We start from the raw sequence: 25,432 nt of genomic DNA on the forward strand, positions 1-25,432 counted from the left end.
GATCTCCACCGCCTCGTACGCGCCGACCCGGCGGTACAGGCGGGCGGCGTCGGCCGGTGGCAGGGGGGACGGGTGGCCGGCGACCCGGTAGCCGGAGAGGTGGACCAGGCGGCGGGTGGTGGGTCGGGCGGCGGCCCAGCGCAGTACGTGGACGGCGCCGTCGCGGTCGGCGGCGGAGGCGTCCCGGCAGCGGCGCTGCAGCCAGTCGAGGACGCGCGCGGCGGACTCCGCCTCCTCGGCCGGGTCCGGGCCGCGGTCGACGCCGCCCAGGAAGGCGAGGACGGGAGCGAGGTCCGGCCGCCCGGCCGCCGTCTCCGCCTCCGCGAGCCCGCGCAGGGCCCAGCGGGGGATCTGCGTGTCCGGCACGGCGACCAGCGGGAAGGCCTCGTGGCACAGGCCGAGGGCGCCCGCCCGGTCGCCGAGCGGGTCGGTGGACAGGGCCAGGCCGACCAGGGCGGTGCCGCGCAGCGGCCGCAGGTGCGGCGGCGCCAGGGCGAGCCGCTCGGCGAGCCGGGCGTACCGGCGCCGCGCCTGCTCCGATTTCCCGGCGGCGAGCCGGGCGGCCGCCGCGGCGAGCGCCTTGGTCGCCGAGGCGGTGTCGAGGGCACGTCGATGGCGGACGAGGACGAAGCCTCCCACGCCGGCGAGCGCCGCCGCGATCAGCAGCAGCACGAACAGCGCCATGCAGTCTCCCCCTGCGGTCCGATGGGTCGGTTCCATGAACAACTGAGCATGGAATCGGTCACCTTGACGTACTGTCAACCGGTGTTCGGGCGAGATCAGAATAGGCCGCCTCCGGGGCATCCGGGCAGGAAAAAGCACTATCGTGGGGGTCGGGAGGCCAGGACCGACCGGTCAGGCGGGGGGCGGAGTGTCTGAGTCACGCTGGGTGCCGGGGCTGCGGTTCGGGCCGGAGTTCGATCCCGAGCAGTACGAACTGCTCGAGTTCCACCACCGCGGCGGAGAGGCCGAGGTGTGGCGCGCGGTGCGCACCGGCCGCAGCGGGCTCAAGGAGCTCGTCGCCGCCAAGATCATGCTGGAGCGCGACCCGTCCGAGGTGCGGCGCTGGCTCGGCCGCTGGGACGACGTCTCGCACAACGCCCACCGCCTCGCCGTCACCGACCTGGTGGTGCCCAGCTTCCTGCTCGGCCCCTCGCCGCACCGGCCGGGCAGCCCGCCCGGTGACGGGGTGATGGGCTACCAGATCTCCCCGTGGGTCGAGGGCGTGCCGCTGCACCGGTGGGCACGGGCCAACCGGGACGGCCTGCCCGCCGTGGCCGAGGTGCTCGTCCGGCTCTGCCGGATCGTCGACGAACTCCACCGCAAGCGGTGGGTGCACCGCGACATCTCGCCCGCCAACGTCCTCGTGGAGCCGGAGGGCCGGGTCAAGCTGATCGACCTGACCTTCCTCGCCCCGCTGGACCGCACGCTCACGGTCGCGGTCTTCACCCCCGGGCACGTCCCGCCGGAGGCCGAGCAGGTCGGCGGGTTCCCGGCCACCGCCAAGGACCTGTTCGCGGTGGGCACGCTCGCCCGCAGCCTGCTGCTGCCCGAGCACGGCCGGCTCGACCAGCGGACGGCCGCCCAGCAGGCCCGCCGCGAACTCCTGGCGGCCGGCTTCAGCGGCGAGCTCGCCGACTGGGTCGCCGAACCGCTGCACCACGACCCGGACCGCCGCCCCGCCCCGCTCGGCCCCTGGGCCGCCCGCGGACGCGAACTGCTGCGCGCACACCGGCCGCTGCCGCGCACCTCCTGCCTGGCCGTGCTGCCCGACACCGCGGGCCGGCCGCTGGTGGTCTCCGGCGGATCGGACGGCGTCGGCTACACCGGCCCCGGCCTCTCCCCGCCGGAGCTCCCGGCCACCCGCACCAACCAGGGCCCGCCGACGCTCCGGGAGATCGTGGCCGGACGGTCCGGCCGGGCGGCGGAACTCGCCGTCTTCGCCGAGGACGGCGCGGGAGCGCTCTGGGTGGGCAACCGCTCCGGCTGGTGGGAGGTGGCGCGCGGCGTCGCCGGCGCGGCCGGCGCGGTCAACTCCGCCGGCGAGCTGGTCGTCTGGACGGCCCGCGCCGGCGTCCTGCAGTCCTTCCGCTGGTCGCCCGGGGCCACCGTCACCGGGCAGGAGATGCCCGGCTGCCCGGCCGACCGGGTCCTCGCGGCCACCGAGGAACGCGTCGGAACGTGGTCCGTCCTGGTCGAGCACCAGGACCGGGTGCTGTGCTGGCAGGTGGGCTCCGGCACCCGGGCCGAGCGGATCTCCGCACCGGCCCGGGCCCGCGGCGCCGCACTGGCCAGGTCCTCCGCCGGGCCGCAGGCCGTGATCCTCGGCCCCGACGGCACGGCCCGGCTGTACCCGCTCGGCGGCGGCGCGCCGGTCGAGATCGGCGAGTCCGAACCCGCCCTCGGCGTGGCGATGGCCGGCCACCGCGGCGGCCCGACGATCGCGCTCGCCGGCACCGGCGGCGTCCGGCTGCGCCTGCCCGCCTCCGGCGGGGCACGACGGCCCCGCTGGTGGCGGCCCACACTGCGGCCGGCCACCCGGGTCGCCCTGTCGGTCGGCGACGACTGGCGGCTGTGCCTGGCCGCGGTCGTGGAGGACGAACTGCAGTGCTGGCAGGAGGACGCCGCCTACCGCTGGCAACCCGTCCGGCTGGACGTCTGACGCACGGCCGGGATGCACCACGCATAGGGGCGTGTGGGGGGCACCTCCCGGCCCGAAGGCAGGGGGAGGTGCTCCCCACGCGCCTCTTGGGGTAGATCCGCCCTACGGCGCGATCTCGAAGGCGGGCGGCTGGAGACCGGCGAGGCATCCGGTGTCCGGGGCGGTCGGGGTGTCGAAGAAGGACGTGGTGATCGACTGGGCGCAGGGCGAGTCGGCGAAGACCACGTGGGCGACGTACGGGACGGTGACCTCGGTGGCGCGGCTGAGCGTGCGGGCGGCGTACGGCCCGCTGCTCGGCGCGGTCTGGGAGTCGAAACCGCCGGACAGGACGAGGGTCGGGATGCCGCTGCGCGTCACCGCCCGGACGGAACGCGGGGCGGCAGGGACGTCCCAGGCGCGGCAGTCCGCGTGCAGCCAGGCCAGCCCCGGTGCGTTGGCCAGCACGGACTCGGGGAACGACGGGAAGGCGCGCCGTCCGGCCCGGAGGACGTCGGCCTCGCTCTCGAACGGTGTCCACTCGCTGCAGAAGACGCCGTAGGCGAGCCCGTGCGACAGCCTGCCGATGGCCTGGGGGCTGAGCTTGCCGCCCGCCAACTGCTCGGCGATCCGCTGCGGGTTGCCGTGGGCCAGCTCGTCGAGGGAGCGGGGCACTCCGGCGGCCAGGTGGCTGGCGAAGGTCAGCCAGTTGACCAGGGTGCCGCCGTCCAGCACGACCTCCACCGGCTCCGGGTGACCCGGGACCGTGACGGTGGTGGTGACCGGCCGGGCCTCCAGCTGGCGGACGAGGCGTTCGAAGGTGGCCTTCAGGTGCGGGTAGCGGTCGTTGCAGGCGGGCTGCTGCGCGCAGGCGTCGAAGATGCCGTCGAGGCCCTCGCGTGCGGCCTTCCAGGTGACGGCTCCGCTGGCGAGGGACGGCGGCAGGACGCCGTCGATGCCGACCGACCGGATGCCCTCCGGGTGCAGGCGCATGTAGAGGAGGGCCAGGTCGGTGCCGTAGGAGATGCCGAAGACGTTCCACCGCCGGATGCCCAGCGCGACGCGCAGGTCGGCGTAGTCGGCGGCGCTCTCGGTGCTGTTGTAGGCGCCCGGGTCGGCCCCGAGACCCACCAGTCGGTCGCGGCAGGCCCGGGTCGCCGCGACGTGCAGGCGTCCGGTGGACGGCGCGCCGTAGACGAGGCCGAGGGCGTCCGCGTTGAACTGGTCGATGTTCGGGCAGGTGAGCGCAGGGTCGGCCGAGTAGGTGCCGCGCTGGGACATGAAGACGACGTCCCGGTCGCGGTTCAGGTCGCCGTTGAGCGCCAGCTGGATCTCCGAGTTCGCGTCGTCGCCGGGACCGCCGGCGAGCCACACGATCGGGTCGGGTGCCCGCTTCTGCACGGCCGGCACGATCGCGACCGCAAGGGTGATCTTCCGCCCCCGGGGCCGGGAACGGTTCTCGGGCACGGTGAGCGTTCCGCAGTGGGCCGTCTCCAGGGCCGGGGTCGGGTCCGCCGTCCTCGGGCAGGGGCCCGGCTCGAACCGGGCGTGGCCCGCTGTCCGGGCGGCCGTGCCCAACGGTTCCTCGGTGCCGGCGTCGGCGCGGGCGGGCAGCGCGGCGAGGCCGGCGAGGAGAACGCCGGCGGTGGCCCCGGCCAGTGCGGTCCGCAGCCGTCGCACGGCGCGCCGGCGGTGGGATGGGCAGACGGGCATCATGTGGTCTCCGGCTCGGGGGTGATGGTGAACGGCGCGGGCGCCAGCCCCGCCACGCAGGACGTGTCGGGCGCGGTCGGGCGGGCCAGGAAGGAGGTCAGGACGTCGGCCGCGCAGGGCGACTGGGGAACCACCCAGTGGCCGATCCCGGGAATCAGCACGGTGGTCGAACGGGACAGCGTCCGGGCGGTGTACGCGCCCCAGCTCGCCCCGGTCTTCGCGTCGAAGGTCCCGGAGACGAGGAGTGTCGGTACGTCGCTGCGGGTGGCCACCCGCTGGACCGCGGTGCGGTCCGGGACGTTCCAGGCACGGCAGACGTCGTGCTCGAAGGGCAGCTGCGGGGCCTGGGCCAGGACCGTGTCCGGCCATCCGGGGAAGGCCCGGCGGCCCGCCTGCAGCAGGTCGGACTCCGAGTGGCCCGGAACCCATTCGCTGCAGGCCACCGACTGCGTCAGGCCGTGGGCGACCTCACCGACGACGGGCGTCGCGCCGGCGGCCTGGGCACGGGCGAAGCGCTCCGGGTTCCCGTGGGCGAGTTCGTCCAGCGCCGCCGGCACGTCGACCGCCTTGACGGCGTTGGCGACCAGCAGGTTCACCAGCGCGCCGCCGTCGAGGACGACCCTCACCGGGTCACCCCCCGCCGGCGGCCGCGCCGTCAACCTCAGCGGGTGCGCCTCCAGCCGCCGCACCTGCTCCGTCAGCGTGCGCGACAGGTTCGGGTAGCGGTTCGCGCAGAGCGGCTGGGCCGCGCACGCCGCGAAGATCGCGCCGATCCCCTCCCGTGCGCTGTCCCAGGTCCACGGCAGGCTCACGACCTGCGGGGGCACGACCGAGTCGATCGCCACCGAGCGGACCCCTTCGGGGTGCAGGCGCAGGTAGGTCAGGGCCAGTTCGGTGCCGTAGGAGTACCCGTAGACGTTCCACCGCCCGATGCCCAGCGCCGCCCGCAGGTCGGCGAAGTCCGCGGCGTTCTCGGTGGTGTTGTACGCGCTCAGCTCGACGCCGGAGGCCGTCAGACGGTCCCGGCACTCCGTCGCCGCGCGCACCAGCCGCCGCCCGGTCGACGGCGCGTCGTAGACCGACCCCACCGCGGCCGCGGAGAACCGGTCGATCTCCGGACAGGCGAGGCTCGGCTGCGAGTGGAGCGTCCCCCGCTGCGCCATGACGATCAGATCGTGGTCACGGTTCACGCCGGCACCGATCAGGAAGGGGATGCTCCCGAACGCGTCGCCGCCGGGACCCCCCTCCATGAACACCACCGGGTCGGCCGCCTTCGCCGCCGACACGGCCGGGACGATCGCCACGGCCAAGCGGATCGTCCGCCCGCGCCGCCCGCCGGGCCCGCGCCGCTCGCGGCTCTCGGGCACCTCCAGGAACCCGCACCGCCCGGGCACCGGATCCGCCGTCTCCGGGCAGGCACCGGGCACGAACCGCACCGAAGGCGCTGACACGCCCTCACGAACGGGTGACGGCACGGCGCCGCCCGGCACCGGACCCGCCGCGCCCACGAGGGCCAGCACACCCGCGACCAGCGCCACCCCCGGGGGAACACCCCGCGCGCGTCCCCGCGCGTACCGGCGCTGCGCCCACCTCCGTACCGACCCGCCGGTCCCGCGAACGGGTGGCGGACACCCCCGTGCGCTGCCCTGCTTCACCATGTGCTGCCGTCTCTCTGACGTCCCGTCCGCCCCCACGGGGAACGCCGCGTGGAGGTGCCCGCCGCGGTTTTCGGGCGGGCACTGACAGCCTGTGGTGACGCGGACGGGTCCACCACTCACGGGCTCCACCTGGAGCAGACCCGTGCGCGGCGAGGTCCTACGGTTCCTCGACGGCCGAGGGCGTCCGGGTGCGTTCCGCCATCGCCGTCCAGAACCGGCCGAGCTCACGGTCGGTCATGCCCTGCCAGCCCGCCTTCCTCCGCCGGGCGGTGCGCCGCCTCAGCAGGGCCTGCTGCTGCCGGCAGAACGGCTCGCGCAGCTCGCCGTCCGGCTGCGCCCCCTTCGCGGGGTACGGGCACAGCTCGAACTGGCAGCTGCGCAGGCAGCTCGTCCCGGGTTCGGCCGTCCCGGCCATGCCGACCGTGCGCTCGGGACGGAGCGCCGTGCGGTCCTTCGTCAGGCAGGGCGGGAGGGTGGTGCGGTTGGTGCGCTCCAGCCGGCTGTCGACCAGCTGACCGTCGCGTTCGGTGAGGTTGAGCAGCAGCAGGATGTCGGCGAGGAGCTGCTGGGCGCGCGGATGCAGGGTGCTCCACCCGACCGACGGCGGGATCCAGAGGTTGTGCTTGCGGTAGACCGTGGGGTCGGCCGGCTGCGAGCCGATGTTGGCCATCGTCCCCTTCTCGTCGATCCAGATGAACCGCTCGGGACGCCGGGTCTCCAGGGCGAGCGCCGCGAGGTCCCCGGCCTCGGCGACGAAGGGGTGCAGCCGGTTCCCGCCCCGCACCGACAGCTCGTCCGCGGGCCGGTCGCCGGGGGCCTGCTCGCTGCCCGCCATGGCGAGCCAGCGCTCCACGGCCTGCAACGGGTCGGAGCCGGACCGCCGGCCGTTCTCGCCGCCCTCCACCACCTCGTCGGTGCTGTCCGGCAGCTCCCACAGGCACAGCGCGTGGACGAGGGTGACCTGGGAGTACCAGTAGCGGGCGTGCGTCAGCATGTGCTCCGCCTGCTCGATCAGGTACTCGCGGGCCTCGTCGGAGGTGGCGGGATGCCGGCTGCGGCGGTTCGCCGCGGCCTTGAAGCCCTGGGCGAGGGCGATCTCCAGGGAGATGGGCAGGTCGGCGCGGCCCGTCGCGGGGTTGGGCGCGAGGTGCTGCAGCCACAGGCCCATGCGCTCCCGGGCCTGCTCGCACCGGTCGTTGCTCACCGAGCCCACGATCATCGGGACCAGCCACGCCCGGGTGACGAACTCGCGCCAGATCTGCTCCCCGGTCCGCGGTCCCCGCTCGGTGCCGTCCGCGGGGTCGGGAGGGCCGATCCTCCGCTCGCGTTCCGCACTCTCCCGGTGCTTCTGGAGCTCCATGGCCGTCTTGTACTGCTCCCAGGGGTCGTAGACCTCGACCGCGCTGTCCTTCCTCCGCTTCGGCCACGGGAAGAGCCTGCGCAGCGCGTCGAAGGCGTTGTCGCCGCCCGCGCCGATCTCCTGGGCGATGGCCAGCCGGACGGGATAGCTGGGCTCGACCCAGGTGACCCTCATCAGGTCGCCGTAGGCCGGCTTGGGCCACTTCTCGGGGTCGTCCCGGTTCGAGCGGTCGAGCCGCCGCGCCACCTCGCCGAAGGCGTGCACCAGCCGCAGTTTCGCCTCGTCGACGGTTCTCGGATCGCCGTCGACGATCTCCGGCCACCGCTGCAGGATCGTCCTGGCGAGGAGGGCGTGGGCCGAGTCGTCGGCCTGGCAGGTGTCGATCTCCAGTGCCGCGGCGAACAGGTCGAGGGCCTTGTCGTCCCGGCGTTCGCGGGCCGCTTCGAGCAGCAGGTCGACCGTGGCGCGCTTCAGGGTCTCGCCCTTGCGGCGGGAGCGCAGGACCAGGGCGATGAGGAGCTCGCGGCCGGGTTCCTCGAGCGCCCTGTCGAGGAGTCCGGCGTCGTCCCGCTGGACGACGTCGAGGAAGGAGGCCCCCAGGTAGGACTGCAGGATGCTGTGCGGGAACCGCACCTTGAAGCTCTGGGCCTCCACCAGCCCGAGTTGTTCACCGCGTGCCGCGTAGCGCGACAGGGCGGTGCGCCAGCAGGCGTCCTCGTCGTTCCTGGGCAGGCCCTCGACGCTTTGGCGCAGCGCCCGCAGGACCGCCCGGTAGGGGACCTCCGCCTCCTTCGGGTGGTCGCCGCCGTGGCCGGTCCAGCCGATGAGTTCGTCGAACCTGACCTCCAGCCGGTCGTTGAGCAGTCCGATGCAGGCCAGCGCCGACATCACGGCCACCGTCCGCCTGCGCTGCTCGGAGGAGATGTCGAAGCGGGCCTGGAGGTGGCCCTGGACGAGTGCCCTCATCCAGGAGTCCAGGAGGCTGAGCCGGATGCAGGTCCGGTCGCCGCCGCGGGTGTTGACGTGGTCCCACTCCTTGCTGTTCTCGAAGTGCTCCATGAGCTGGTGCTCCCGGAGCTGGCGGGCGATCTGGAGGTAGAGCGGGGACTCGGCGACCGCGGCCGTCTCGACGATCCAGTCCAGCCTGCGGTTGTCGACACCGGGTTTCCGGTGCGCGAGGTAGCCGAGTGCGGCCTCCTCGCTGAGCGGTTCGAGGTCGATGACGGCGGCCTGGGTGCCTTCGAGGGCGGGGTGCGGGCGCGAGGCGATCACCAGGGGGAGCTTCTGCTTCTGGGCGCGGCCGATCGCGCGGCGGATCAGGCTGTCCCGGTTCGCCTGTTCCTCGTCCTCGCAGAACGCCTCCTCCAGCCCGTCCGCGATGACCACGGCCTTGTCGTCCATGCAGAGCTGCCGCCACACCCGTTCGGCCTGGGCCCGGGAGATGACCCCCGGGTCCACCTCGTCGCAGAACCGCCGCTTGGCCAGTTCGCCGAAGTTCAGGTCGGCGCCGTCGAGGTCGATGCGCCGCAGGTGGATGGGGACGGGCACGGCGCCGTTCTCCGCCAGCACCTGGGTCAGCTGCACCAGCACGGCCGTCTTCCCGCTGCCGACGCCGCCCACCAGCACGTACGGCCGGCGCCGGCGCCGGTCCCGCAGCGCCTGGGCGATGACCGAGCACAGCTCCTGCCGGCCGACGACCTCGTCGACGATCGTGCCGGCCGTGGGCACCAGCTGCTGCGGGTTCTTCCGAGCGGTCCGGCCGATCGGCCGGATGGTCTTCCAGCGGCGTACGCCGAGGAAGACGGCGGTGCTCAGGGAGAGCACCAGGAACGGCGTGGTGAAGCTGATGACCACGCTGCAGGACTGGCTGGTCCGGCGGCAGGTGTTCTCCACGAACCCGGGACTTCCGCCGACGATCACGTTCAGGGCCAGCGCCAGCCAGCCCAGGAGCAGTAACGTGCCGATCCACGACAGGGCCTTCACGTAGTTCCCGGGCGTCCACCTCCCGCGCCACTTCTGGGGAATGGCCACCCGCTGCCGGCTCTCCTTGCGGACGCGCCGCATCCGCCACCGTCTGAACACCCGGAACCGCAGCCAGGACAGGACGCGCCTGCCCCGAACGAAGCGCGGCTCGCTCGGCGCTCGGAACCTCCCCGCCGGATGCCGGATGACCTGGTTCATCGGGGCCTTCCCTCAGAGGCGTCCACGACCGGCCGTCAGGACAGCCCGCCGTCGTCGGCGGTGAGGACGCAGCCGCGGACGGAGGCGTCCCCGTCGGCCCCCGTGTTCGTCCAGGACAGGAAGACCCGCTGCGGAGAGCCGTTGCCGAAGACCGCGGCCGCGCTCAGGTCGAACCGGTTGACCGCGGCACCCGTGCTGGCCCGGACCTGCGGACCGATCTCGAGCGCGCTGTCCGAGCAGAGCTGCGCCGTCACGGTCGGCACGGTGTCGTTGGTGTCCGCGCTCTTCTCCACCCAGGCGAGGACGAAGCGCCCGCCCGGCAGCGCCGTCAGCGCGGGCGAGGTCCGGTGGAAGTGCTTCGGTGAACCCGCCGAGGCGCTGGCGAAGACCTCTCCGTCGCCGCCCGGGTCGATGATGCCGGCCACCGCGGTGGTCTGCAGGACACCGAGGTCGCTCGGCACGGTCGCCTTGACGTGCGCCGCGACGAACCGTCCGTCGTCGAGGGCCGTCAGCACGCTCCGGCCCAGTCGTCCGAAGCCGGTGATGCCGGGGCGGATCTCGCCCGTCAGGGGTGTGCCTTCGGCGTCGAAGACCCGGTACGTCAACCCGCCGCCGCCCACCGCCGCACCGTCGGTCCAGGCGACCACGACGTCCCCGTCGCTCAGCAGCGTCGCGGTCGCATCGGTGTGGAAGGCCTCGCTGGTGTTGACGGCGATCTCCGCGCCCTGCTTCTGCCCGTCGGGGCCGAACCGCTGGGCGCGGACGCGCTGCTGGGGGCTGCCGCCCGTCCAGGTGACCAGGCAGCCGCCGTCGATCATCCGGGTGACCGTCGGCGGACACGAGGGATCGATGGAGTCGGTGCTGACCTGCACCGGCGGCCCGCCCGGCTGCGTGCCGGAGAAGCGCCGCAGGACCACGTGCGGAGTCGGCGGGGGCAGGTTGAACGGCTGCTCGATCCAGGCGGCGAAGGTGGTCCCGCCGATGGAGTCCACGAAGGGCCGCTGCCGGTCGGTGTTGTTGCCGGGCGGCGTGTCGCTGACGAGGAACTCGGCCCCGAGCGGCGTTCCGCCCGTGTTGACGTGCCGGCCCTTGATGCCGGCGTCCGCGCTGTCCGCCCAGACGGCGGTGAACAGCTCGCTGCCGATCAGCGCGTCGGCGCACGGCTGCGACTGGACCCCGGCGACGGATGTGTTCACGGCGAAGTCACCCATGATCGTCCTCCAAGACGGTGGGCGGCGGCGGATGTGTCGGACCACACCCCGGCCTGCGGCCGGAACCCGCCCACCGAGCGGCAGTCGTGGCGTCCGGTCCGGCCGGAACACGTGGGCGTCGTGCGTCCCCGGGGCTCTCGCGACGCTCCACAAAGGCCGCGAACCGGCGGGGGGTTGTCGGCGGGGGGTCAAGTTCCAACGTAACGCCACACGAACGGTGCAGGCATGTGGATCAAGCACGGGCCCTGGGGCGGCCCCGGTCACGCAGCGGAGCGCCCCGCCGACGGGTGCCGGTGACAACGGGTCATGGCGGGAGTGCGGTCACCACCCGGAGACACCGGACGGTCGACTTCGGTCGCTCGCCGCCCACCGGGGAACACGCGCGCAGAATGGAGACGGACCGAGCAGGAGACGACAGCGGGGCGAGTACAGGGAGGTGACCCGGTGAGCCGCATCCTGGTGACCGGTTCCACGGACGGCCTGGGCCGGGCCACCGCGGAGACGCTGCTGTCCGCCGGCCACCGGGTCGTGCTGCACGCCCGGAACCCCGAGCGGGCGACCGCCCTGCGACCCCTGCTCGACCGGGGAGCGGACGCCGTCACCGGCGACTTCACGGACCGTGACGCCGTCCGGCGGATCGCCGCCGAGCTGAACGACGCCGACCCGCTCGACGCGGTCGTCCACAACGCCGGGGTGTGGCGCGGCCCCGCCGTCATGCCGGTCAACGTCGTCGCCCCGTACCTGCTCACGGCCCTGCTGCCGACACCGCGCCGACTGGTCTACCTGAGCAGCGGCTCGCACTTCGGCGGGCACCCCACGCCGGAGGGGGTCGACTGGCGCGGCCGGAGCGCCGGCTCCTACGCCGACAGCAAGCTGTTCGTCACCACCCTCGCGGCCGCGGTGGCCCGGCTGCGCCCCGGTGTGCCGAGCAACGCCGTCGACCCCGGATGGGTGCCGACCAGGATGGGCGGCCCCGGAGCACCGGACGACCTCGAACTCGGGCACCGGACCCAGGAGTGGCTCGCCACCGGCGACGAACCCGGGGCCCTGACCACCGGCGGCTACTGGTACCACGGCGAACTCAGGCCACCCCACCCCGCCGTCCACGACGAGGCCTTCCAGGACCGCCTGCTCGCCGCACTCGCCGCGGAGACCGGCACCGCCCTGTGAGCGGGGCGCGCCCGGACCCCGGCGGGTGGATCCGCCGGGGTCCGGGAGGTCGGGGCCGGGGCCGTCAGTGGAGCTGCTCGGTGCGGCTGGCGACGAGTTCGCCGTCCACGTAGCCCTCGACGCGGGCGGAGTTCGCGGCGGCCGCGTCCGGCACGGTGACGTCCGCGTGCCCGTCGAGCAGGTCGAGGGAGGCCTTGGGACGCTGGTCGATGTAGACGTCCAGCCGGTCGATGTTGGTGGTCTTGACCTTGAGGCGCAGGGCGCCGCCGGTCGTGGCGGTGTCGGTGATGGCCACGGCGTGCGGGGTCATCGCCTTGAGGAGCTGTCCGGCGCGCTCCATCAGGTCGGCGTTGCCCTCCAGGAGGTCGCGCCGGGTCATCCGGTGGAGTTCGTCGGGGGTGACGCCGAGGTCCTCCACCGGGGTGCCGGACTGGGCGCCGACGCGCAGGGTGCGGCGGATGGCGACGCGCATGCTCGCCTCCGCGGGCAGCGGCCGGTACGGCGTCGCGGGGTCGTCGGCGAGGAGGGCGGAGAGCAGGTCGTGCGTCCACACGTTGGCCCCGCCGGCACCGGTGTTGCGGTCGACGCCGAGGACGGTGCCGATCCGGTGGTCCTGGAAGCCCGCGGTGAAGATGTCGGTCGCCGAGTAGCAGCGGGCGTTGGTGACCAGGACGACGGGCCCGGAGTAGCGCTGCCCGACGGCGTTGGCGCCGTCCTCGGGGGTGATCGGGAACGCCCGGGAGAAGGCGGCGCCGATCTCGACGGCCTGTTCCATGGACGGCACCCAGGCGCCGAGGTCGATGTCCGGGTCGTTCTGGTGGCGGCGGCAGATCCGCAGGTTGAGCGGGGTGCTGATGAACTGGGTGGGCTCCGGGGTGATCCGGCGCGGGGTGAGCGTCTGCAGGGTGAACTCGGCGGCGAAGATGTGGCCGCCGCCGTTGTCCCGGACGTCCAGCACCAGGCCGCGGTCCGGCAGGAGGCCGACCAGACGGACGAACTCCTCCACGAAGGCGACCGGGTCGTCCACGGCGAAGGTGAAGATCCGCAGGTGGCCGAAGGTGCCGGAGGCGGTGGTGACCTCGCGCGCCTTGAAGACCTTGGGCATGGTGGTGGCGATCTCACCGGCCTCCAGGCCGGGTGCGGGCTCGCCGGCCTCGACCGCCCGCTGCTGGGCGACCACCCTGGGTGCGAAGAGCAGCACCTTCGCACGGCCGACCTCGTCCGTCTCCAGGTCGATGCCCTGGGAGGCGCCGGCGGTGCCCAGCGTGCCGGTGCCGACGAGCGGCGGCAGGTTGTCGACGACCTGCCAGTCCTCGCGGAGCTCGCGCGCGGTGCCGTCGGCGTCGAGGTAGCTGACGGTCACCCACTCCTCGAACGGGGGCAGGTGGATGCGCAGCGGACGCAGGGTCAGCGACTGGACGCCGCGGGTGCGGCGGGCCTCGACGTTGCTGCCGGCGAACCGGGCGGCGTGCAGGTCGACGGCGGTGGAGATCGGGATGCCGCTCCAGTGGGTGATCTCGGTGCCGGGCCCGAACCCGGGCGGGGCGAAGCCCTGGGCGACCCGGGTGACGAGGAAGCGCTCGGCGGCCGTGCCGTCGCCCTGCTCGGTGAAGCTCTCGACGAGGAACGGCAGGAACGCGATCTTGCCGTTGAAGGGGGCGGGCAGCAGGTAGTTGGTGTGCAGGTCGCGGACGGAGAGGAAGATCTCCGAGACCTCGGCGTGGAAGGTCCACTCGGGCGGCATGTCGGCGTCGGTCTGCCGTTCCAGGCGCCGGGCGAGCAGCCGCAGCCGCTGCACCGGGTTCACGGCGTACATGGCGGCCTTCAGCGGCAGGTGCACGTAGTTCTGTTCGAGCAGGACGAGCGCCTGGTCGACGATGACGCGGCGCTCGTCGAGGGTGAGGGTGCCGGCGGTCTGCAGGAACGACGCCAGGGTCGTGGCGGCGGCCAGGTGGTCGCGGACGGGTGCCGCGGCCTTGGCGATGTAGTCGGGGACGGGGCGGTCCGTACGGGTGCTCATGGGGTCTCCGGGGGTGGCGGGACGGAGGTCGGTGCCGCCGGTCCCGCGGTGCGAGGGACGCGCCGCGGGACCGGCAGTCGTTCGACGCCTTGCTCCTAGAACAGGGCGAGGAGGTCGACCTGTCCGTCGGTCCGGGTGGCCATGATCGCCTCGCCCGGCCCCTGGGCGGGCGGGAGGTTGAGGTAGTTGGCTGCCGCGTCCGCGTCCGGCTGGATGACGTGGCGCCAGGTCTTGGTGGCGGCGGCCTCGCTGGCCATCGCCCTCTTGGTCTCTGCGGCGGTCGCGCTGAGCTGGGTCATGAGTCACTCCTTCGCATGGTGGTTCGAGAGTGCCGTCCCGAGCGGGCGGCAGCTGGAAGCTACCATCGGTAGTCGGACGAATACGTTGAGACACGGCGGTGGTTCGTCTCCGAACTGAATTCGGGTGGATGGGATGTCGTGGACGTCGCGGATGAGTCCGAGCCGGCTCCCGCCGCGCCCCGCATCGAACGTGCGTACGTCCCGGGGCCCGAAATCCGCCCCGGACCGTCGCCCCCTGGCGCTAACCTCTCGCCAGGAACACGACGAGGGGTGGGGCTCATGGCGTACGGCGGGAACACGCTGCCGGGACACGGTCCGGGGAGGGAACCCGGGCGCGGACTGACCGCGATCGGAGTGCTGCTGCTGGTGTACCTGGGGATCTTCGCGATCGCCGTGGTCGTCAGCATCATGCAGGGCAACTACGGCTACCTCATCGGGATGGCCCGCCGGCAGGCCGACCTGCCGGCACTGGCCGTCGCCGCCTACTTCACGCCGCTCGCCGTGACGTTGGCCTCGACCGCGGTGCTCGCCGTGCTGGCGTTCCGGGGGGTGTCCTGGGTGCGGCCCGCCGCGGCGGTGCTCCTCCTCGTGACGACCCTCTCCGCCTCCGGACAGCAGCTCTTCGCCCAGCTGACCACCCTGCGGCTGCACAACGTCTTCGACCTGCCGTTCGACGCGATGTTCATCATGCTGCAGCCGTACTTCGCGCTCGCCGTGGCCGTCGCGGTGACGGTCGTCGGGATCGCCACCCGCGCGCCCCGGCCGGGGCCGGGCGCCACCGGGCCGTTCGCCCCGACCTACCTGCCTCCGGCGCCCCCCGCTCCGGCATCCGGGCCCACCTCGCCCGCGGACGGGCCGAACCCCGCGCCGTAGCAGCCGGACCGGGACCGCCCCGTCGGCCCGGTGCCGGGTGTGCGCGAGGCAACGGGCCGAACCCGGCGGCTTCCTGCCGTTCGGCAGCACGATCGACGCCGACACGCTGGGCTGGCTCACCGAGGGCGAGCCCGACGCGTGGCCGCTGATCGTCCGACCCCGGCACGCCCCGCAGGGGCCCCGGTTGGCCGGCGGGCTGGTCGACACCCTGGTGGCGTGGCTGCGCGGACGGGATCTGGGGGAGGGGTTCCCGGGCCTCGACCCGGACGACGACCCGCTGGAGTTCGCCGCCTTCCTGCCCGCGGACTCCGCGGCCCGGCGACGGAGCGTAACCTGACACGGCGTGGCGTAGCTCGGGGTGCCGTAGCTGACGATCCGGCGGGGGGGGCGGGCGGGCGGATCCCCGGTCCGGTGGTGCTGCCGCGCCGGTCAGGCCAGGGTGACCTCCACGGGGAGCTTCTTGATGCCGTTGACGAAGTTGGACCGCACGCGCGGGACGTCCCCGGCGAGGCGGATCGAGGAGAGTCGCGGGATCAGCTCCTCGAACATGATGCGGATCTCGGTACGGGCCAGCAGGTTGCCGAGACACAGGTGCGGGCTGCCCTTGCCGAAGGTGATGTGGTCGTTGTCGGTGCGGGTGACGTCGAAGTCGTAGGGGTTGCCGAAGACCTCCTCGTCGCGGTTGCCCGAGGCGTACCACATGACCACCTTGTCGCCCTCCCTGATCCGCTTGCCGCCGAGCTCCACGTCGCGGGTGGCGGTGCGGCGGAAGTGGTAGACGGGGGAGGCCCAGCGCAGGAACTCCTCGACCGCGGCGGGGATCAGCGAGGGGTCCTCCTGGAGCCGGGCGAGCTGCTCCGGGTGCTGGATGAGCGCCAGCATCGAGTGGCTGATGGTGTGCCGGGTGGTCTCGTTCCCGGCGACGACGAGCAGCAGGAAGTAGTTGTCGAAGTCCTGCGCGCTGAGCGGGACGCCGTCCCGGGGGGTCTCGTTGACCAGCCGGGAGACCAGGTCGGTGCCGTTGCCGCCGCGCCGCTGCCGGGCCAGTTCGCGGCCGTACTCGAAGACCTCCAGCGAGGCCGGGGAGCGGAACGGCAGGTCGCGGTACTTCTCGCTCTCCGCGCTGTGGAGCAGGACGTCGCCCACCTCGACCGCGTCCTCGACCACATCGCCACCGGGGTCGACGAGGGCGCCCGGCTGCGCACCGGCGGCAGCCGGCTCGACCTGGGACGCGGCAGCTACCTCCGGCCGACCGTCTTCGACCGGGTCGACCCGGCCATGCGGCTCGCCCGCGAGGAGATCTTCGGACCGGTGCTCTCCGTCCTCGCCTTCGACGACCTGGACGAAGCCGTCGCCCTCGCCAACGCCACCGACTACGGCCTCGCCGCCGGCCTGTGGACCTCCGACCTGTCCACCGCCCACCGGGTCTCCCGCGCCCTGCGCGCCGGCACCGTCTGGGTCAACTGCTACGAGGAGGGCGACCTCACCGTGCCCTTCGGCGGCGTCAAGCAGTCCGGCAACGGCCGCGACAAGTCCGCCCACGCCCTGGACAAGTACACCGAACTCAAGACCACCTGGATCCAGCTGTGAGCACCGCCCGCCGACCCGCCCGGCCGGACCGGCGGCCCCTGGTCGCGATCCCCGCCCGCTTCGCCGCCACCACCTCCGCCCTGCGGTACGCCGCCGAGGTCAACGCCCGCGCCCTGGCCGAAGCCGTCTGGCGGGCCGGCGGCGAACCGGTGGGCCTCCACCCCCACGCCCCGGCGGGCGAGGCCGACCCGGACGAGGTCGCCGACCGGCTCGCCGCCTTCGACGCCGTACTGCTCCCCGGCGGCGGCGACATCGCCCCGCGGCGCTACGGCCACCGCCACACCCACGACAGCGTCTACGACGTGGACGACGGGCAGGACGGCTTCGACCTGGCCGTCGCCCGGTACGCGCTCGGCGCGGGGATGCCGCTGCTGGCGATCTGCCGCGGCCTGCAGGTGGTCAACACCGTCCTCGGCGGCACGCTCCACCAGGACATGGGCGGCCCGGAGCGCGAACACCGCCACCTCGTCCACCCCGTCACCCTGCGCCCGGGATCGGTCCTGGCCGCGGTCGCCGGTGCCGAGAAGGCCGAGGCCTCCTGCTACCACCACCAGCGGGTCGACCGCCCGGGGCGCGGGCTCGCGGTGACCGCCACCGCCGTCGACGGCACCGTCGAGGCGCTCGAACTCGCGCCCGGCGCGGGCTGGTTCGTCGGAGTGCAGTGGCATCCCGAGGACACGGCCGCCGACGACCCGGTGCAGCAGCGCCTCTTCGACGCCCATGTCCGGGCCGCCCGCGGCTGACCCGCCCGAAGCCCTGCGGTCAGCCCTGCCGTCAGTCCTGCTTCGGCCGGCGCCCGCTCCGCCGCGGGGCGGGCGCCTGCCCGTTCAGCAGCGACCGCCGGCGCTCCTCGCCGTGCTCCTGCACCTGCAGCACCACCCGGCGCAGCCCCTCGGCGGTACTGGCGCACTCCTCGTCGCTGAGCGCCCCGGTGACGAAGGCCTCCTCCTCGTTGAAGGCGGGGAAGACCCGCTCCATCAGCGCACGGCCCTCCGGCGTGAGGTCCAGCAGCACCAGGCGGCCGTCGGTGGGGTGGTCCGCCCGGGCCACCAGGCCGCGCGACTCCAGGGTGCGGGCCACCCCGGTCAGCGTCCCCTTGGAGATCCCCGCCTCCTCGGCCACGTGCCGGGTCTCCGACTCGCCCCAGATCCAGACCACCCAGAGCACGACGAAGGCCGTCCAGGTCAGGTCGGCCTCGCGCAGCACCGAGTTCTCCAGGTGCTGGCGCACCGCGGACGCCGCCCGGTAGATGTTCGCCACGACGGCCATCTGCTCGCGCCGCAGCGCGATCCCGCCGAGCCTGGCCTCGGCCAGCTTCTCGGCCTCGGTGAGGGAACGCTCCGCGGTCACCGGCCCACACTCCAATCGTTCGGGTCCAAAGATTGTATGCGTGCGGGGCGCCGGCCGGCGCGGCCGGTCCCCGGTTTGCCCGGATGCTCGGTGCATTCCGCGCCGGCCTGCGGGTAGAGGACCAGGTGCCGACGTGTGCGGTTCCGTGCCGGTCGGGAGGTGCCCCGTGCTCACTCCGCGTGAACTGCGTCTGCTTGCCGAAGCCGAGGACGAACTCGCCCGTGACCGGCGGCTGGCCCGGAGGCTGGGCCGGCACCGCGTCGGCCCCCGTTGGTGGGGGAGCGTGCGGACGCTCGCCGAACTGCTCGCGGTGCTCGCGGTCGGCGGGGCCGCCGCGGTGGTCGCCGGATGGGCCACCGCCACGTCGACCGGAGTGCTCGCCGGGGCCGCCGTGTGGGGGAGCACCTGGGTGGTGGCCGGTGTCCTGGTGGCGCGGATCGCCTCCCTCACACGGCCCGGGCGCGGCCGCTGAGCAGGAGTTGTCTTCGAAGGGCGCTCGGAGGGTCGGTTCAGGGGCGCTGGGGGCACCTCTCAGGCATCCGTACGCCTCTGACGGCACGCCCTGCGAGGTCCCGGTCAGCCGCGCAGGGCGGACGCGAGCAGGCCGGGCAACCGGCGGGCGGCGGGGGCGGCGGTGTAGTGGGCCAGGCGTTCCAGGGTGGCGCGTCCGGAGCGGTGGGTGACGAAGTGGGGCGGGCGCGGCGCCAGGGAGGGCGAGCCGGTGAACAGGCCGCGCGGTGCGGGGGCGAAGGGGGCGCGGAGCACGGTCTTCTCGACGTCGTCCAGCATCCAGGTGTTGTTGACGAAGCCGGTGCCGCTGCCGATGTCCTGCCGGGTGTGTCCGGGGTGCGCGCCCCACGGGGTGTGTCCGAGGAGGAAGCCCACGCCCGACCAGGTGTTCACGGCGATCGTGCCGTAGCGCAACCGGTCCACGGCGCCCGCCACGGCCGCCGGGTGGTCGCGCTCGGTGCGGGGGTGCACGAGCACGGTGGCGCCGAGCGTGCCGGGGAGGCGGTCGTTGGCGAAGCGGACGGCCTGGTCGAGGAAGGCGGCCGGGGTGTCGCCGGGGAGGCGGACGACACCGAGGGCGCTGGCGAACACCTCCTCGGTGAGCAGAGGGTCGGCGGGGTCGGCGACGTCGGGGACGAGGAGGCGACAGCCGTCGCCGTACATCTCGGCGCCGGGGTGCGCCTTGCGGACGGCCGCGAGCCGCTGGGCGGAGCCGGGGTAGTAGTCGGTGCGGAACGGCAGGTCGCGCAGGACGGCGCGGACGGCGTCGAGCAGGCGTTCGGCGCCGTCCCACTGACGGGGTACCAGGAGGACCTGGGCGGCGATGCAGTTGTGGCCGGAGTTGTTCATCTTGGCGGTCACGATGTGCTCGGCCTGGTGGCGGAAGTCGGCGGCGCTCCACGGGCCCGGGACGACGAGGAACGGGCTGACACCGCCGAGTTCGCTGGTGAGGGGCTTGTCGACCAGCGGGATGCCGGTGCGGCGGCGCTGTTCGGCCCGGTCGTCGGTGCCCCAGACGACGGCGTCGTGGGTGCGGGCGCTGCCGGTGATGTGGACGGCGTCGACCTCGGGGTGGGTGGTGAGCAGGGCGCCCTCGGCGGGGCCGCCGTCGACCAGGCGCAGCCAGCCGTTCCGGACGAACTCGGCGAAGATCCGCTCGTAGTGGGGCCGCAGGTAGGCGTTGACCGGGTTCAGTTTGGCGATGACCACCCGGTTCTCGGCGTACAGCTGGTGCAGGATGTCGGTGGCGGTGAGGGCGGCGACGTTGCCGGCGCCGAGGACGAGGGCGATGCCCGGTCGGGCGGTGCCGTGGCGGTGGCGGGCGGCGGCGCGCTCGCGGGCCTGCTCGGCACTCGTGCCGGGGAGGAGACGGACGCGGGCCCGGTAGCCGGCCAGGAGCAGGCGGTCCGCGGCGGTGGCGGGGAAGACGTCGACCCAGGTCCGGCCGTCCGTCTCGTGGACGCGGTCGGCGGGCAGCGGGTCGCGGCCCGCGGCGAGGCGCCGCAGGCCGTGCAGGCGGGCGGCGGTGTGCTGGGCGAGGGCCCAGGGGCCGCCCGCCCAGTCCTCGGAGGCCCATGGGGAGTCGGGCCGGTGGCCCTTGTGCCGGCAGGCGTCGGCGACCATGGCGGCGGCGGTCTCCCGGATCCTCGGCAGCAGCCGCTCCAGCATGCCGATCCGCAGGTCCGCCGGGGCGGCGGCCCAGGAGCCGGCGCCGGCGCGCAGTTCGGCGAGGGCGTGGTCGAGGTGGTCTGTCCCGGCGGGGGCGGGAACGGTGGGGTCGGGCACGGTGCTCCTCGAAGTGGGGTGGTGGTGGCGGGAGCGGTCGGGTTCAGGCGGAGCGGAGGCGGGTGATGTCCCGGGCGGGGTCGACGAGCAGCGTGGCGGCCGCGCCGAGCAGCAGCAGGAGACCGGCGATCCGGACGGCGAGGCCGTAGCCGGCGCCGCCGTGCAGATCGACCAGGTGGCCGGTCAGGACGGGGGCGGCCAGGCCGGCGGTGGTGACGACGGCGTTCATGAGGCCGAGGGCGCCGCCGCGGCGGTGCTCGGGTGCGACTTCGGCGACCGTGGTCACCGCGACGGTCACCATCGTGCCGCCGAGGCCGAACGCGGCGATCAGCAGCGGCACGGTGGCCGCGGAGTGCGGCACCGCGGGGAGGGCGAGGCAGGCCAGTGCGGAGACCAGCAGGACGGCCCCGCCGACGCGGGCCCGGGCCCAGCGGCTGGCGACGCCCCGGCGCAGCAGTCGGCCGGTCAGCCAGGCCTGGCCCAGCAGGGCGAGCGTGTTGACGGCCCACAGGGCGGCCACCAGATTCGCCGTGGCGGTGTCGGAGTAGCCGAGGCCGTCGTGGAGGTAGCTCGGCACCCAGACCAGCAGCAGTGCGGTCATCCAGTAGGTGCCGAAGTAGGCGGCCGTGCTGCCGATCCAGGTCCGGGTGGCGAGGATCCGCCGGTAGGACGGGCCGGCGGGCGGCGCGCCGATCGTGTCCGGGGCCGGATCCCGGTGCGGCCGGTCGGTGTCGGCGGTGAGGCCGTTCTCCCGTCCGGCGAGGGTCCAGACGACGGCCCACAGCATGCCCGCGACGGCGACGGCGCCGAACGCGGAGCGCCAGCCCAGGTGGTGGACGACCCAGGTCAGCCCGGGCGCGGCGACCACCACGCCCAGGGTGGTTCCGGCCATCACCAGCGCGCCCGGCAGGTTGCGCCGCCGGTCGGGGAACCAGGAGAGGGCGGTGTGCTGGGCGACGGGGAAGGCGGGTCCCTCCGCGGCGCCCAGCAGGATCCGCGAGGCCACCAGCAGGGCGGCACCGCCGCCGAGGGCCATGGGCGCCTGGGCGAGCGACCAGAGCAGCACCATGGCCAGCAGCAGCCGGCGCGGCCGCACCCGGTCGGAGAGCAGGCCGACGGCGGCGCCGGAGATCGAGAACAGCAGGAAGAAGGCGCTGTTCGCGAGCCCGAAGGCGGTCGCCGACAGGCCGAGCTCGCGGCGGATCGGGTCCGCCGCGAGGCCGAGGACGGACTTGTCGGCGAAATTGATCATCATGAAGACCGCCAGCAGGCCGGTCACGGTCCAGGCGCGGCGCCCGGGGTCGGTGGCCGGCAGGGCGGTGGTTCTGACGTCGGTGTCGGTCATCGGGGCTCCGCGGGGGTGGCGGCCGGCAAGGGGGGTGGGGGCGTCCCGGGTCAGGTGAGCGGGCCGCCGGCGACGGCGATCCGCTCCATGACGCGCCGCTGCGGGTAGTAGTCGCTGATCGCGTAGTGCTGGGTGGCGATGTTGTCCCAGATCGCGATCGAGTCCGGCTGCCAGCGGAAGCGCACCTGGAACTCGGGGATCCGCGCCTGGAGGCCGAGCAGGTGCAGCAGCTCGCGGCCCTCCGCCTCGGGCAGGCCGGCGATGCGGGTGGTGAACGGCTCGTTGACGTACAGGGTCGGGCGGCCGGTGCGCGGGTGGTCCACCACGACGGGGTGCTCGACCGGGGGCAGCACCGTCCTGAGGGCGGCGATCTGCTCGGGGGTCATGAACGAGCCCCAGGTGGGCTCCCAGTCGTGCACCGCGGTCAGGCCCTCGATACGGGCACGCAACCCGGCGTCGAGGTTGTCGTACGCGGCGCCCATGTCGGCCCACATGGTGTCGCCGCCGGCGGCCGGGACCTCCACGGCCCGCAGGACGGAGCCCATCGCCGGGGCGGCCATGAAGGAGTGGTCGCTGTGCCAGATGTTCTCCTGGCCGATGGCGGTGGCGTCCTTGGCGAGCCGGGAGACCCCGGCGGTGTCGCCCTTGGGGAAGAACGGGTTCGGCTCGGGCGGCCCCCACACGCCGGCCAGGGCGAGGTGGGCGCGGGCGTCGAAGCGGTGCTGGTCCCGGAAGAAGATCACCTTCCACTCGTCCAGGGCCCGGCGCAGTTCGGCGGCGAGGTCCTCGCCGATCGGGTCGGCGAGGTCGACGCCGGTGATCTCGGCGCCGATGTGCGGGGTCATCGGGGTGATCTCCAGCAGGCGGAAGTCGGCGTGCGGAGTGTCGGGCGCCGTCCGCTCCAGCCGGCGGCGGCCGGCGTGGAACAGCGGCTTGGCGAGGATCGGGTGCGAGGTGGTGCTCACGGCGGTGCCCATGCGGTCCTCCACGGTTCGCGGCGGAATTCGTTACCGGCAGTATTGATATTCGCCCGCGACAGGGCAAGAGGCTGGGACGAGGAGATTCGGTGACGCACCCTGGCGAAACAAGGGGCGCGTCCGCCCCCCGGCGGCCGGGGGATGCGCGGATCAGGAGGTGCGGCTGACCGCGCGCACCACGAAGTCGACGAGGTCGTCGACGAGATGACTGTCCGGCAGTTCGCGCTCCGCCAGCAGCCGGTAGATCATCGGGGCCGCCACCAGGGTCGCGGCCGAGCGGATGTCGATCTCCGGGCGGACCTCGCCCCGGGCGATGCCCCGCTCCAGGATGATGCGGGTCTCCGCCATGATCCGGTCGGTGTAGGCCGCGTAGGCGCCGTGCTCGCCGGGTTCCGCCGCGGCGGCGGCGCCGATCAGCTCGGCCACCAGCCGGTCCGTGCCGGGCATCCGGTAGGAGGCCAGACGCGTGGTCAGCACCTCGCGCAGTTCGGCCCGCAGATCACCGAGGTCGGGCACCGAGAGCGGCCCGATCCGGCTCTCGGCGGCCGCGATCACCAGGGCCTGCTTGGACGGCCAGCGCCGGTACATGGCCGGCTTGCTGACGCCCGCCCGGGCGGCCACGGCGTCCATGGTGACCGCCCGGATGCCCTGTTCGGTGACCAGCTCGATCACCGCGTTCAGGGCGGCGCCCGTCACCCGCTCCTCCCGCGGCCGTCCTGGTCCGCGCCCGCCACCGCGTGCCTGTGTACCGCCCATGCCTGCGAGCATACGGGCGCCCCGGCCCCGGCCGGCGCCGGACCCCGGCACGGCGCAGGAGGCGGCAGTGGCGTCGGCCGGACCGTCACGACAGTCTCGCGTCATACCAGGACATCCGTGACATAACGGCTACGCTGCGCCGAGGAAGCCGAGACCTCGGAGAGCTCATGGACCGTTACCCGCCCATCGCCGACCACGGACTGGTGGGAGACCTGCAGACCGCCGCGCTGATCTCCTCGAAGGGCGTGGTGGACTGGTTCGCCGCGCCGCGGTTCGACTCGCCCAGCATCTTCGCCGCCCTCCTGGACCACGACCGCGGCGGCCACTTCCGGCTGGCCCCGGTGGAGCACGCCCCGACCTGCCGTCAGCTCTACTACCCGGACAGCGCAGTCCTGGTCACCAGGTTCATGTCCGAGGACGGCGTCGGCGAGGTCATCGACTGGATGCTCCCCGACAACAGCAAGCGCGCCTCGGACCGCCACACCCTGATCCGGGCGGTCCGCGCCGTCCGCGGCACCGTCCGGTTCGAACTCGACTGCCGGCCGCGCTTCGACTACGGCCGGGCCGACCACCAGGTGACCGTCGACGGCCAGGACGCCGTCTTCCGCGCGCCCGGCGCGGCACTGCACCTGCGCGCGCTGTTCCCGCTGCACCGGTCCGACCGGGACGTCCGCGGCACGGTCACGCTCGACGCCGGCCAGACCTCGGGCGTCGTCATGACCTCCTGCGGCCCCGACGGCGAGGCCCCGCCGCCGCCCACCGAGGCCCGGCTCACCGAGCAGCTGTGGGAGGCCGTCGACCACTGGCAGACCTGGGTCCGCCAGTCGAACTACCGCGGCCGGTGGCCGGACGCCGTCCACCGCTCGGCGATCACCCTCAAGCTGCTCACCTACGCCCCGACCGGCGGCCTGGTCGCCGCACCCACCATGGGCCTGCCGGAGCAGGTCGGCGGCGAGCGCAACTGGGACTACCGCTTCACCTGGGTGCGCGACGCGTCCCTCTCGGTGCGCGCCCTGCTGGACCTGGGCTTCACCGAGGAGGCGGAGGCCTTCACCGGCTGGCTGAACGAACGGCTGCGCGAGCGCCTCGACCTCCCCGGCGAGCGCCTGCAGATCATGTACCGCATCGACGGCGACCCGCAGCTGACCGAGGAGATCCTCGAACACTTCGAGGGCTACCGCGGATCCGCCCCGGTGCGCGCCGGCAACGCCGCGATGGACCAACTGCAGCTCGACATCTACGGCGAAGCCCTCTACGCCCTCGCCGAAGGCCGGAAGTCCGGCGTCCAGCCGGGCTACGAGGGGTGGCAGGCCGCGGCGAAGACCCTCGACTGGCTCGCGGACAACTGGGACCGCCCCGACGAAGGGATCTGGGAGACCCGCGGCGGCCGCAAGGACTTCACCTTCAGCCGGGTGATGACCTGGGTCGCCTTCGACCGCGGCATGCGCCTGGCCGAGGAGTTCAGCCGACCCGCCGACATCGTCCGCTGGCGGAGCACCCGCGACGCCGTGCTGAAGCAGATCATGGAGCGCGGCTGGAGCGAGAAGGAGCGGGCGCTCGTCCAGCACTACGACGGCGACGTCCTCGACGCCTCGCTGCTGCTGATCCCGCGCGTGGGCCTGCTCGGACCAAAGGACCCCGCCTGGCTGTCCACCCTGGACGCGATGGACCGCAAACTCGTCTCCGACAGCCTCGTCTACCGCTACGACCCGGCCGCGTCGCCCGACGGCCTGCGCGGCTCGGAGGGCACCTTCAGCCTCTGCACCTTCCTGTACGTCGACGCGCTCGCCCGCGCCGGCCGGCTGCGGCAGGCCCGCTACGCCTTCGAGAAGATGCTCACCTACGCCAACCACGTGGGTCTGTTCGCCGAGGAGATCGGCCCCTCCGGCGAGCAACTCGGCAACTTCCCGCAGGCGTTCACCCACCTCTCGCTCATCATGGCGGCGTCCTCGCTCGACGACGCCCTGGACCGCGCCACCCGGCGCTGACCGCAGGG

The 25,432-nt window shown here is 74.0% G+C and carries 18 protein-coding genes and 2 pseudogenes; 8 read left to right on the forward strand and 12 right to left on the reverse strand.

Features of this window, described 5'->3' with window-relative positions:
* Nucleotides 1–871: 871 nt before the first annotated feature.
* A complete protein-coding gene (locus ABD353_RS09945) occupies nt 872–2,662 on the forward strand; it encodes a serine/threonine protein kinase (protein ID WP_344623129.1) in 1,791 nt (596 codons plus the stop codon).
* A 102-nt stretch (nt 2,663–2,764) separates the two neighbouring features.
* Here the strand turns inward: ABD353_RS09945 and ABD353_RS09950 are convergent, their stop codons facing one another.
* The 4 genes from ABD353_RS09950 to ABD353_RS09965 all read right to left on the reverse strand — a co-directional run bounded on the left by ABD353_RS09950 (nt 2,765) and on the right by ABD353_RS09965 (nt 10,761).
* A complete protein-coding gene (locus ABD353_RS09950; RefSeq protein WP_344623130.1) occupies nt 2,765–4,351 on the reverse strand; it encodes an alpha/beta fold hydrolase in 1,587 nt (528 codons plus the stop codon).
* Nucleotides 4,351–5,655 (reverse strand): alpha/beta fold hydrolase, encoded by a 1,305-nt coding sequence (locus tag ABD353_RS09955; protein WP_344623131.1) that lies wholly within the window; start codon nt 5,653–5,655, stop codon nt 4,351–4,353. The genes ABD353_RS09950 and ABD353_RS09955 overlap by 1 nt, the downstream gene beginning before the upstream one ends.
* A gap of 511 nt (nt 5,656–6,166) precedes the next feature.
* On the reverse strand, nt 6,167–9,400 hold the full coding sequence (locus tag ABD353_RS09960; RefSeq protein ID WP_344623132.1) for an NACHT domain-containing protein: 3,234 nt from the start codon (nt 9,398–9,400) through the stop codon (nt 6,167–6,169).
* Between the two features lie 185 nt (nt 9,401–9,585).
* A complete protein-coding gene (locus ABD353_RS09965) occupies nt 9,586–10,761 on the reverse strand; it encodes a hypothetical protein (protein ID WP_344623133.1) in 1,176 nt (391 codons plus the stop codon).
* Nucleotides 10,762–11,205: 444 nt separating this feature from the next.
* Here ABD353_RS09965 and ABD353_RS09970 point away from each other — a divergent pair, with 444 nt between their 5' ends.
* Nucleotides 11,206–11,931 carry an SDR family NAD(P)-dependent oxidoreductase gene (locus tag ABD353_RS09970; RefSeq protein ID WP_344623134.1) on the forward strand — a complete coding sequence of 242 codons (726 nt, stop codon included), beginning with the start codon at nt 11,206–11,208 and terminating at the stop codon, nt 11,929–11,931.
* Nucleotides 11,932–11,995: 64 nt separating this feature from the next.
* Here the strand turns inward: ABD353_RS09970 and ABD353_RS09975 are convergent, their stop codons facing one another.
* Nucleotides 11,996–13,951: a S41 family peptidase gene (locus ABD353_RS09975; protein ID WP_344623135.1), complete on the reverse strand. Its 1,956-nt coding sequence runs from the start codon at nt 13,949–13,951 to the stop codon at nt 11,996–11,998.
* A 95-nt stretch (nt 13,952–14,046) separates the two neighbouring features.
* Nucleotides 14,047–14,250 (reverse strand): hypothetical protein, encoded by a 204-nt coding sequence (locus ABD353_RS09980; protein ID WP_344623136.1) that lies wholly within the window; start codon nt 14,248–14,250, stop codon nt 14,047–14,049.
* A 279-nt stretch (nt 14,251–14,529) separates the two neighbouring features.
* Between ABD353_RS09980 and ABD353_RS09985 the strand changes: the two genes are divergently transcribed.
* Together ABD353_RS09985 and ABD353_RS09990 are read left to right on the forward strand one after the other, a co-directional pair.
* Nucleotides 14,530–15,123 carry a hypothetical protein gene (locus tag ABD353_RS09985; RefSeq protein ID WP_344623137.1) on the forward strand — a complete coding sequence of 198 codons (594 nt, stop codon included), beginning with the start codon at nt 14,530–14,532 and terminating at the stop codon, nt 15,121–15,123.
* Nucleotides 15,124–15,160: 37 nt separating this feature from the next.
* Nucleotides 15,161–15,460, forward strand: coding sequence for a hypothetical protein (locus ABD353_RS09990; protein ID WP_344623138.1), 300 nt, complete (start codon nt 15,161–15,163; stop codon nt 15,458–15,460).
* Between the two features lie 92 nt (nt 15,461–15,552).
* Here ABD353_RS09990 and ABD353_RS09995 read toward each other — a convergent pair.
* Nucleotides 15,553–16,266, reverse strand: a pseudogene (locus tag ABD353_RS09995) (cytochrome P450); the annotation flags it as partial.
* Between ABD353_RS09995 and ABD353_RS10000 the strand changes: the two are divergent.
* Together ABD353_RS10000 and ABD353_RS10005 are read left to right on the forward strand one after the other, a co-directional pair.
* Nucleotides 16,264–16,713: pseudogene (locus ABD353_RS10000) on the forward strand (aldehyde dehydrogenase family protein); the annotation flags it as partial. The pseudogenes ABD353_RS09995 and ABD353_RS10000 overlap by 3 nt on opposite strands.
* The gene (locus tag ABD353_RS10005; RefSeq protein ID WP_344623139.1) at nt 16,710–17,456 is read left to right on the forward strand and encodes a gamma-glutamyl-gamma-aminobutyrate hydrolase family protein; all 747 of its coding nucleotides are present in this window, start codon (nt 16,710–16,712) and stop codon (nt 17,454–17,456) included. The pseudogene ABD353_RS10000 and the gene ABD353_RS10005, both read left to right, overlap by 4 nt.
* 31 nt (nt 17,457–17,487) lie before the next feature.
* On the opposite strand, the gene ABD353_RS10010 is transcribed toward ABD353_RS10005, so the two are convergent.
* Nucleotides 17,488–18,063: a MarR family winged helix-turn-helix transcriptional regulator gene (locus tag ABD353_RS10010; RefSeq protein WP_344623140.1), complete on the reverse strand. Its 576-nt coding sequence runs from the start codon at nt 18,061–18,063 to the stop codon at nt 17,488–17,490.
* 166 nt (nt 18,064–18,229) lie between these two features.
* Between ABD353_RS10010 and ABD353_RS10015 the strand changes: the two genes are divergently transcribed.
* Complete coding sequence (locus ABD353_RS10015) at nt 18,230–18,535, forward strand: DUF3040 domain-containing protein (protein ID WP_344623141.1); 306 nt, start codon at nt 18,230–18,232, stop codon at nt 18,533–18,535.
* 104 nt (nt 18,536–18,639) lie between these two features.
* Here ABD353_RS10015 and ABD353_RS10020 read toward each other — a convergent pair whose 3' ends face one another.
* The 4 genes from ABD353_RS10020 to ABD353_RS10035 form a co-directional block, all read right to left on the reverse strand.
* A complete protein-coding gene (locus tag ABD353_RS10020) occupies nt 18,640–20,358 on the reverse strand; it encodes an aldehyde dehydrogenase family protein (RefSeq protein ID WP_344623142.1) in 1,719 nt (572 codons plus the stop codon).
* 43 nt (nt 20,359–20,401) lie between these two features.
* Nucleotides 20,402–21,703, reverse strand: a complete 1,302-nt coding sequence (locus ABD353_RS10025) for an MFS transporter (protein ID WP_344623143.1) — start codon at nt 21,701–21,703, stop codon at nt 20,402–20,404.
* Nucleotides 21,704–21,753: 50 nt separating this feature from the next.
* Nucleotides 21,754–22,680 carry a TauD/TfdA dioxygenase family protein gene (locus tag ABD353_RS10030; RefSeq protein WP_344623144.1) on the reverse strand — a complete coding sequence of 309 codons (927 nt, stop codon included), beginning with the start codon at nt 22,678–22,680 and terminating at the stop codon, nt 21,754–21,756.
* A 150-nt stretch (nt 22,681–22,830) separates the two neighbouring features.
* Entirely contained in the window at nt 22,831–23,376 is a 546-nt protein-coding gene (locus tag ABD353_RS10035) for a TetR/AcrR family transcriptional regulator (protein WP_344623145.1), read from the reverse strand.
* A gap of 227 nt (nt 23,377–23,603) precedes the next feature.
* Here ABD353_RS10035 and ABD353_RS10040 point away from each other — a divergent pair, with 227 nt between their 5' ends.
* Nucleotides 23,604–25,424 (forward strand): glycoside hydrolase family 15 protein, encoded by a 1,821-nt coding sequence (locus ABD353_RS10040; protein WP_344623146.1) that lies wholly within the window; start codon nt 23,604–23,606, stop codon nt 25,422–25,424.
* Nucleotides 25,425–25,432 lie beyond the last annotated feature (8 nt).

It is taken from the genome of Kitasatospora arboriphila (genome assembly GCF_039528095.1).
Classification (GTDB): Bacteria; Actinomycetota; Actinomycetes; order Streptomycetales; family Streptomycetaceae; genus Kitasatospora; species Kitasatospora arboriphila.

Bases quoted from the DNA above. Each gene is read 5' to 3' on its own strand.
- ABD353_RS09975 (WP_344623135.1), bottom strand. From the start codon at position 13,951: ATGAGCACCCGTACGGACCGCCCCGTCCCCGACTACATCGCCAAGGCC.
- ABD353_RS10030 (WP_344623144.1), bottom strand. From the start codon at position 22,680: ATGGGCACCGCCGTGAGCACCACCTCGCACCCGATCCTCGCCAAGCCG.
- ABD353_RS09980 (WP_344623136.1), bottom strand. From the start codon at position 14,250: ATGACCCAGCTCAGCGCGACCGCCGCAGAGACCAAGAGGGCGATGGCC.
- ABD353_RS09965 (WP_344623133.1), bottom strand. From the start codon at position 10,761: ATGGGTGACTTCGCCGTGAACACATCCGTCGCCGGGGTCCAGTCGCAG.
- ABD353_RS10025 (WP_344623143.1), bottom strand. From the start codon at position 21,703: ATGACCGACACCGACGTCAGAACCACCGCCCTGCCGGCCACCGACCCC.
- ABD353_RS09985 (WP_344623137.1), top strand. From the start codon at position 14,530: ATGGCGTACGGCGGGAACACGCTGCCGGGACACGGTCCGGGGAGGGAA.
- ABD353_RS09950 (WP_344623130.1), bottom strand. From the start codon at position 4,351: ATGCCCGTCTGCCCATCCCACCGCCGGCGCGCCGTGCGACGGCTGCGG.
- ABD353_RS10040 (WP_344623146.1), top strand. From the start codon at position 23,604: ATGGACCGTTACCCGCCCATCGCCGACCACGGACTGGTGGGAGACCTG.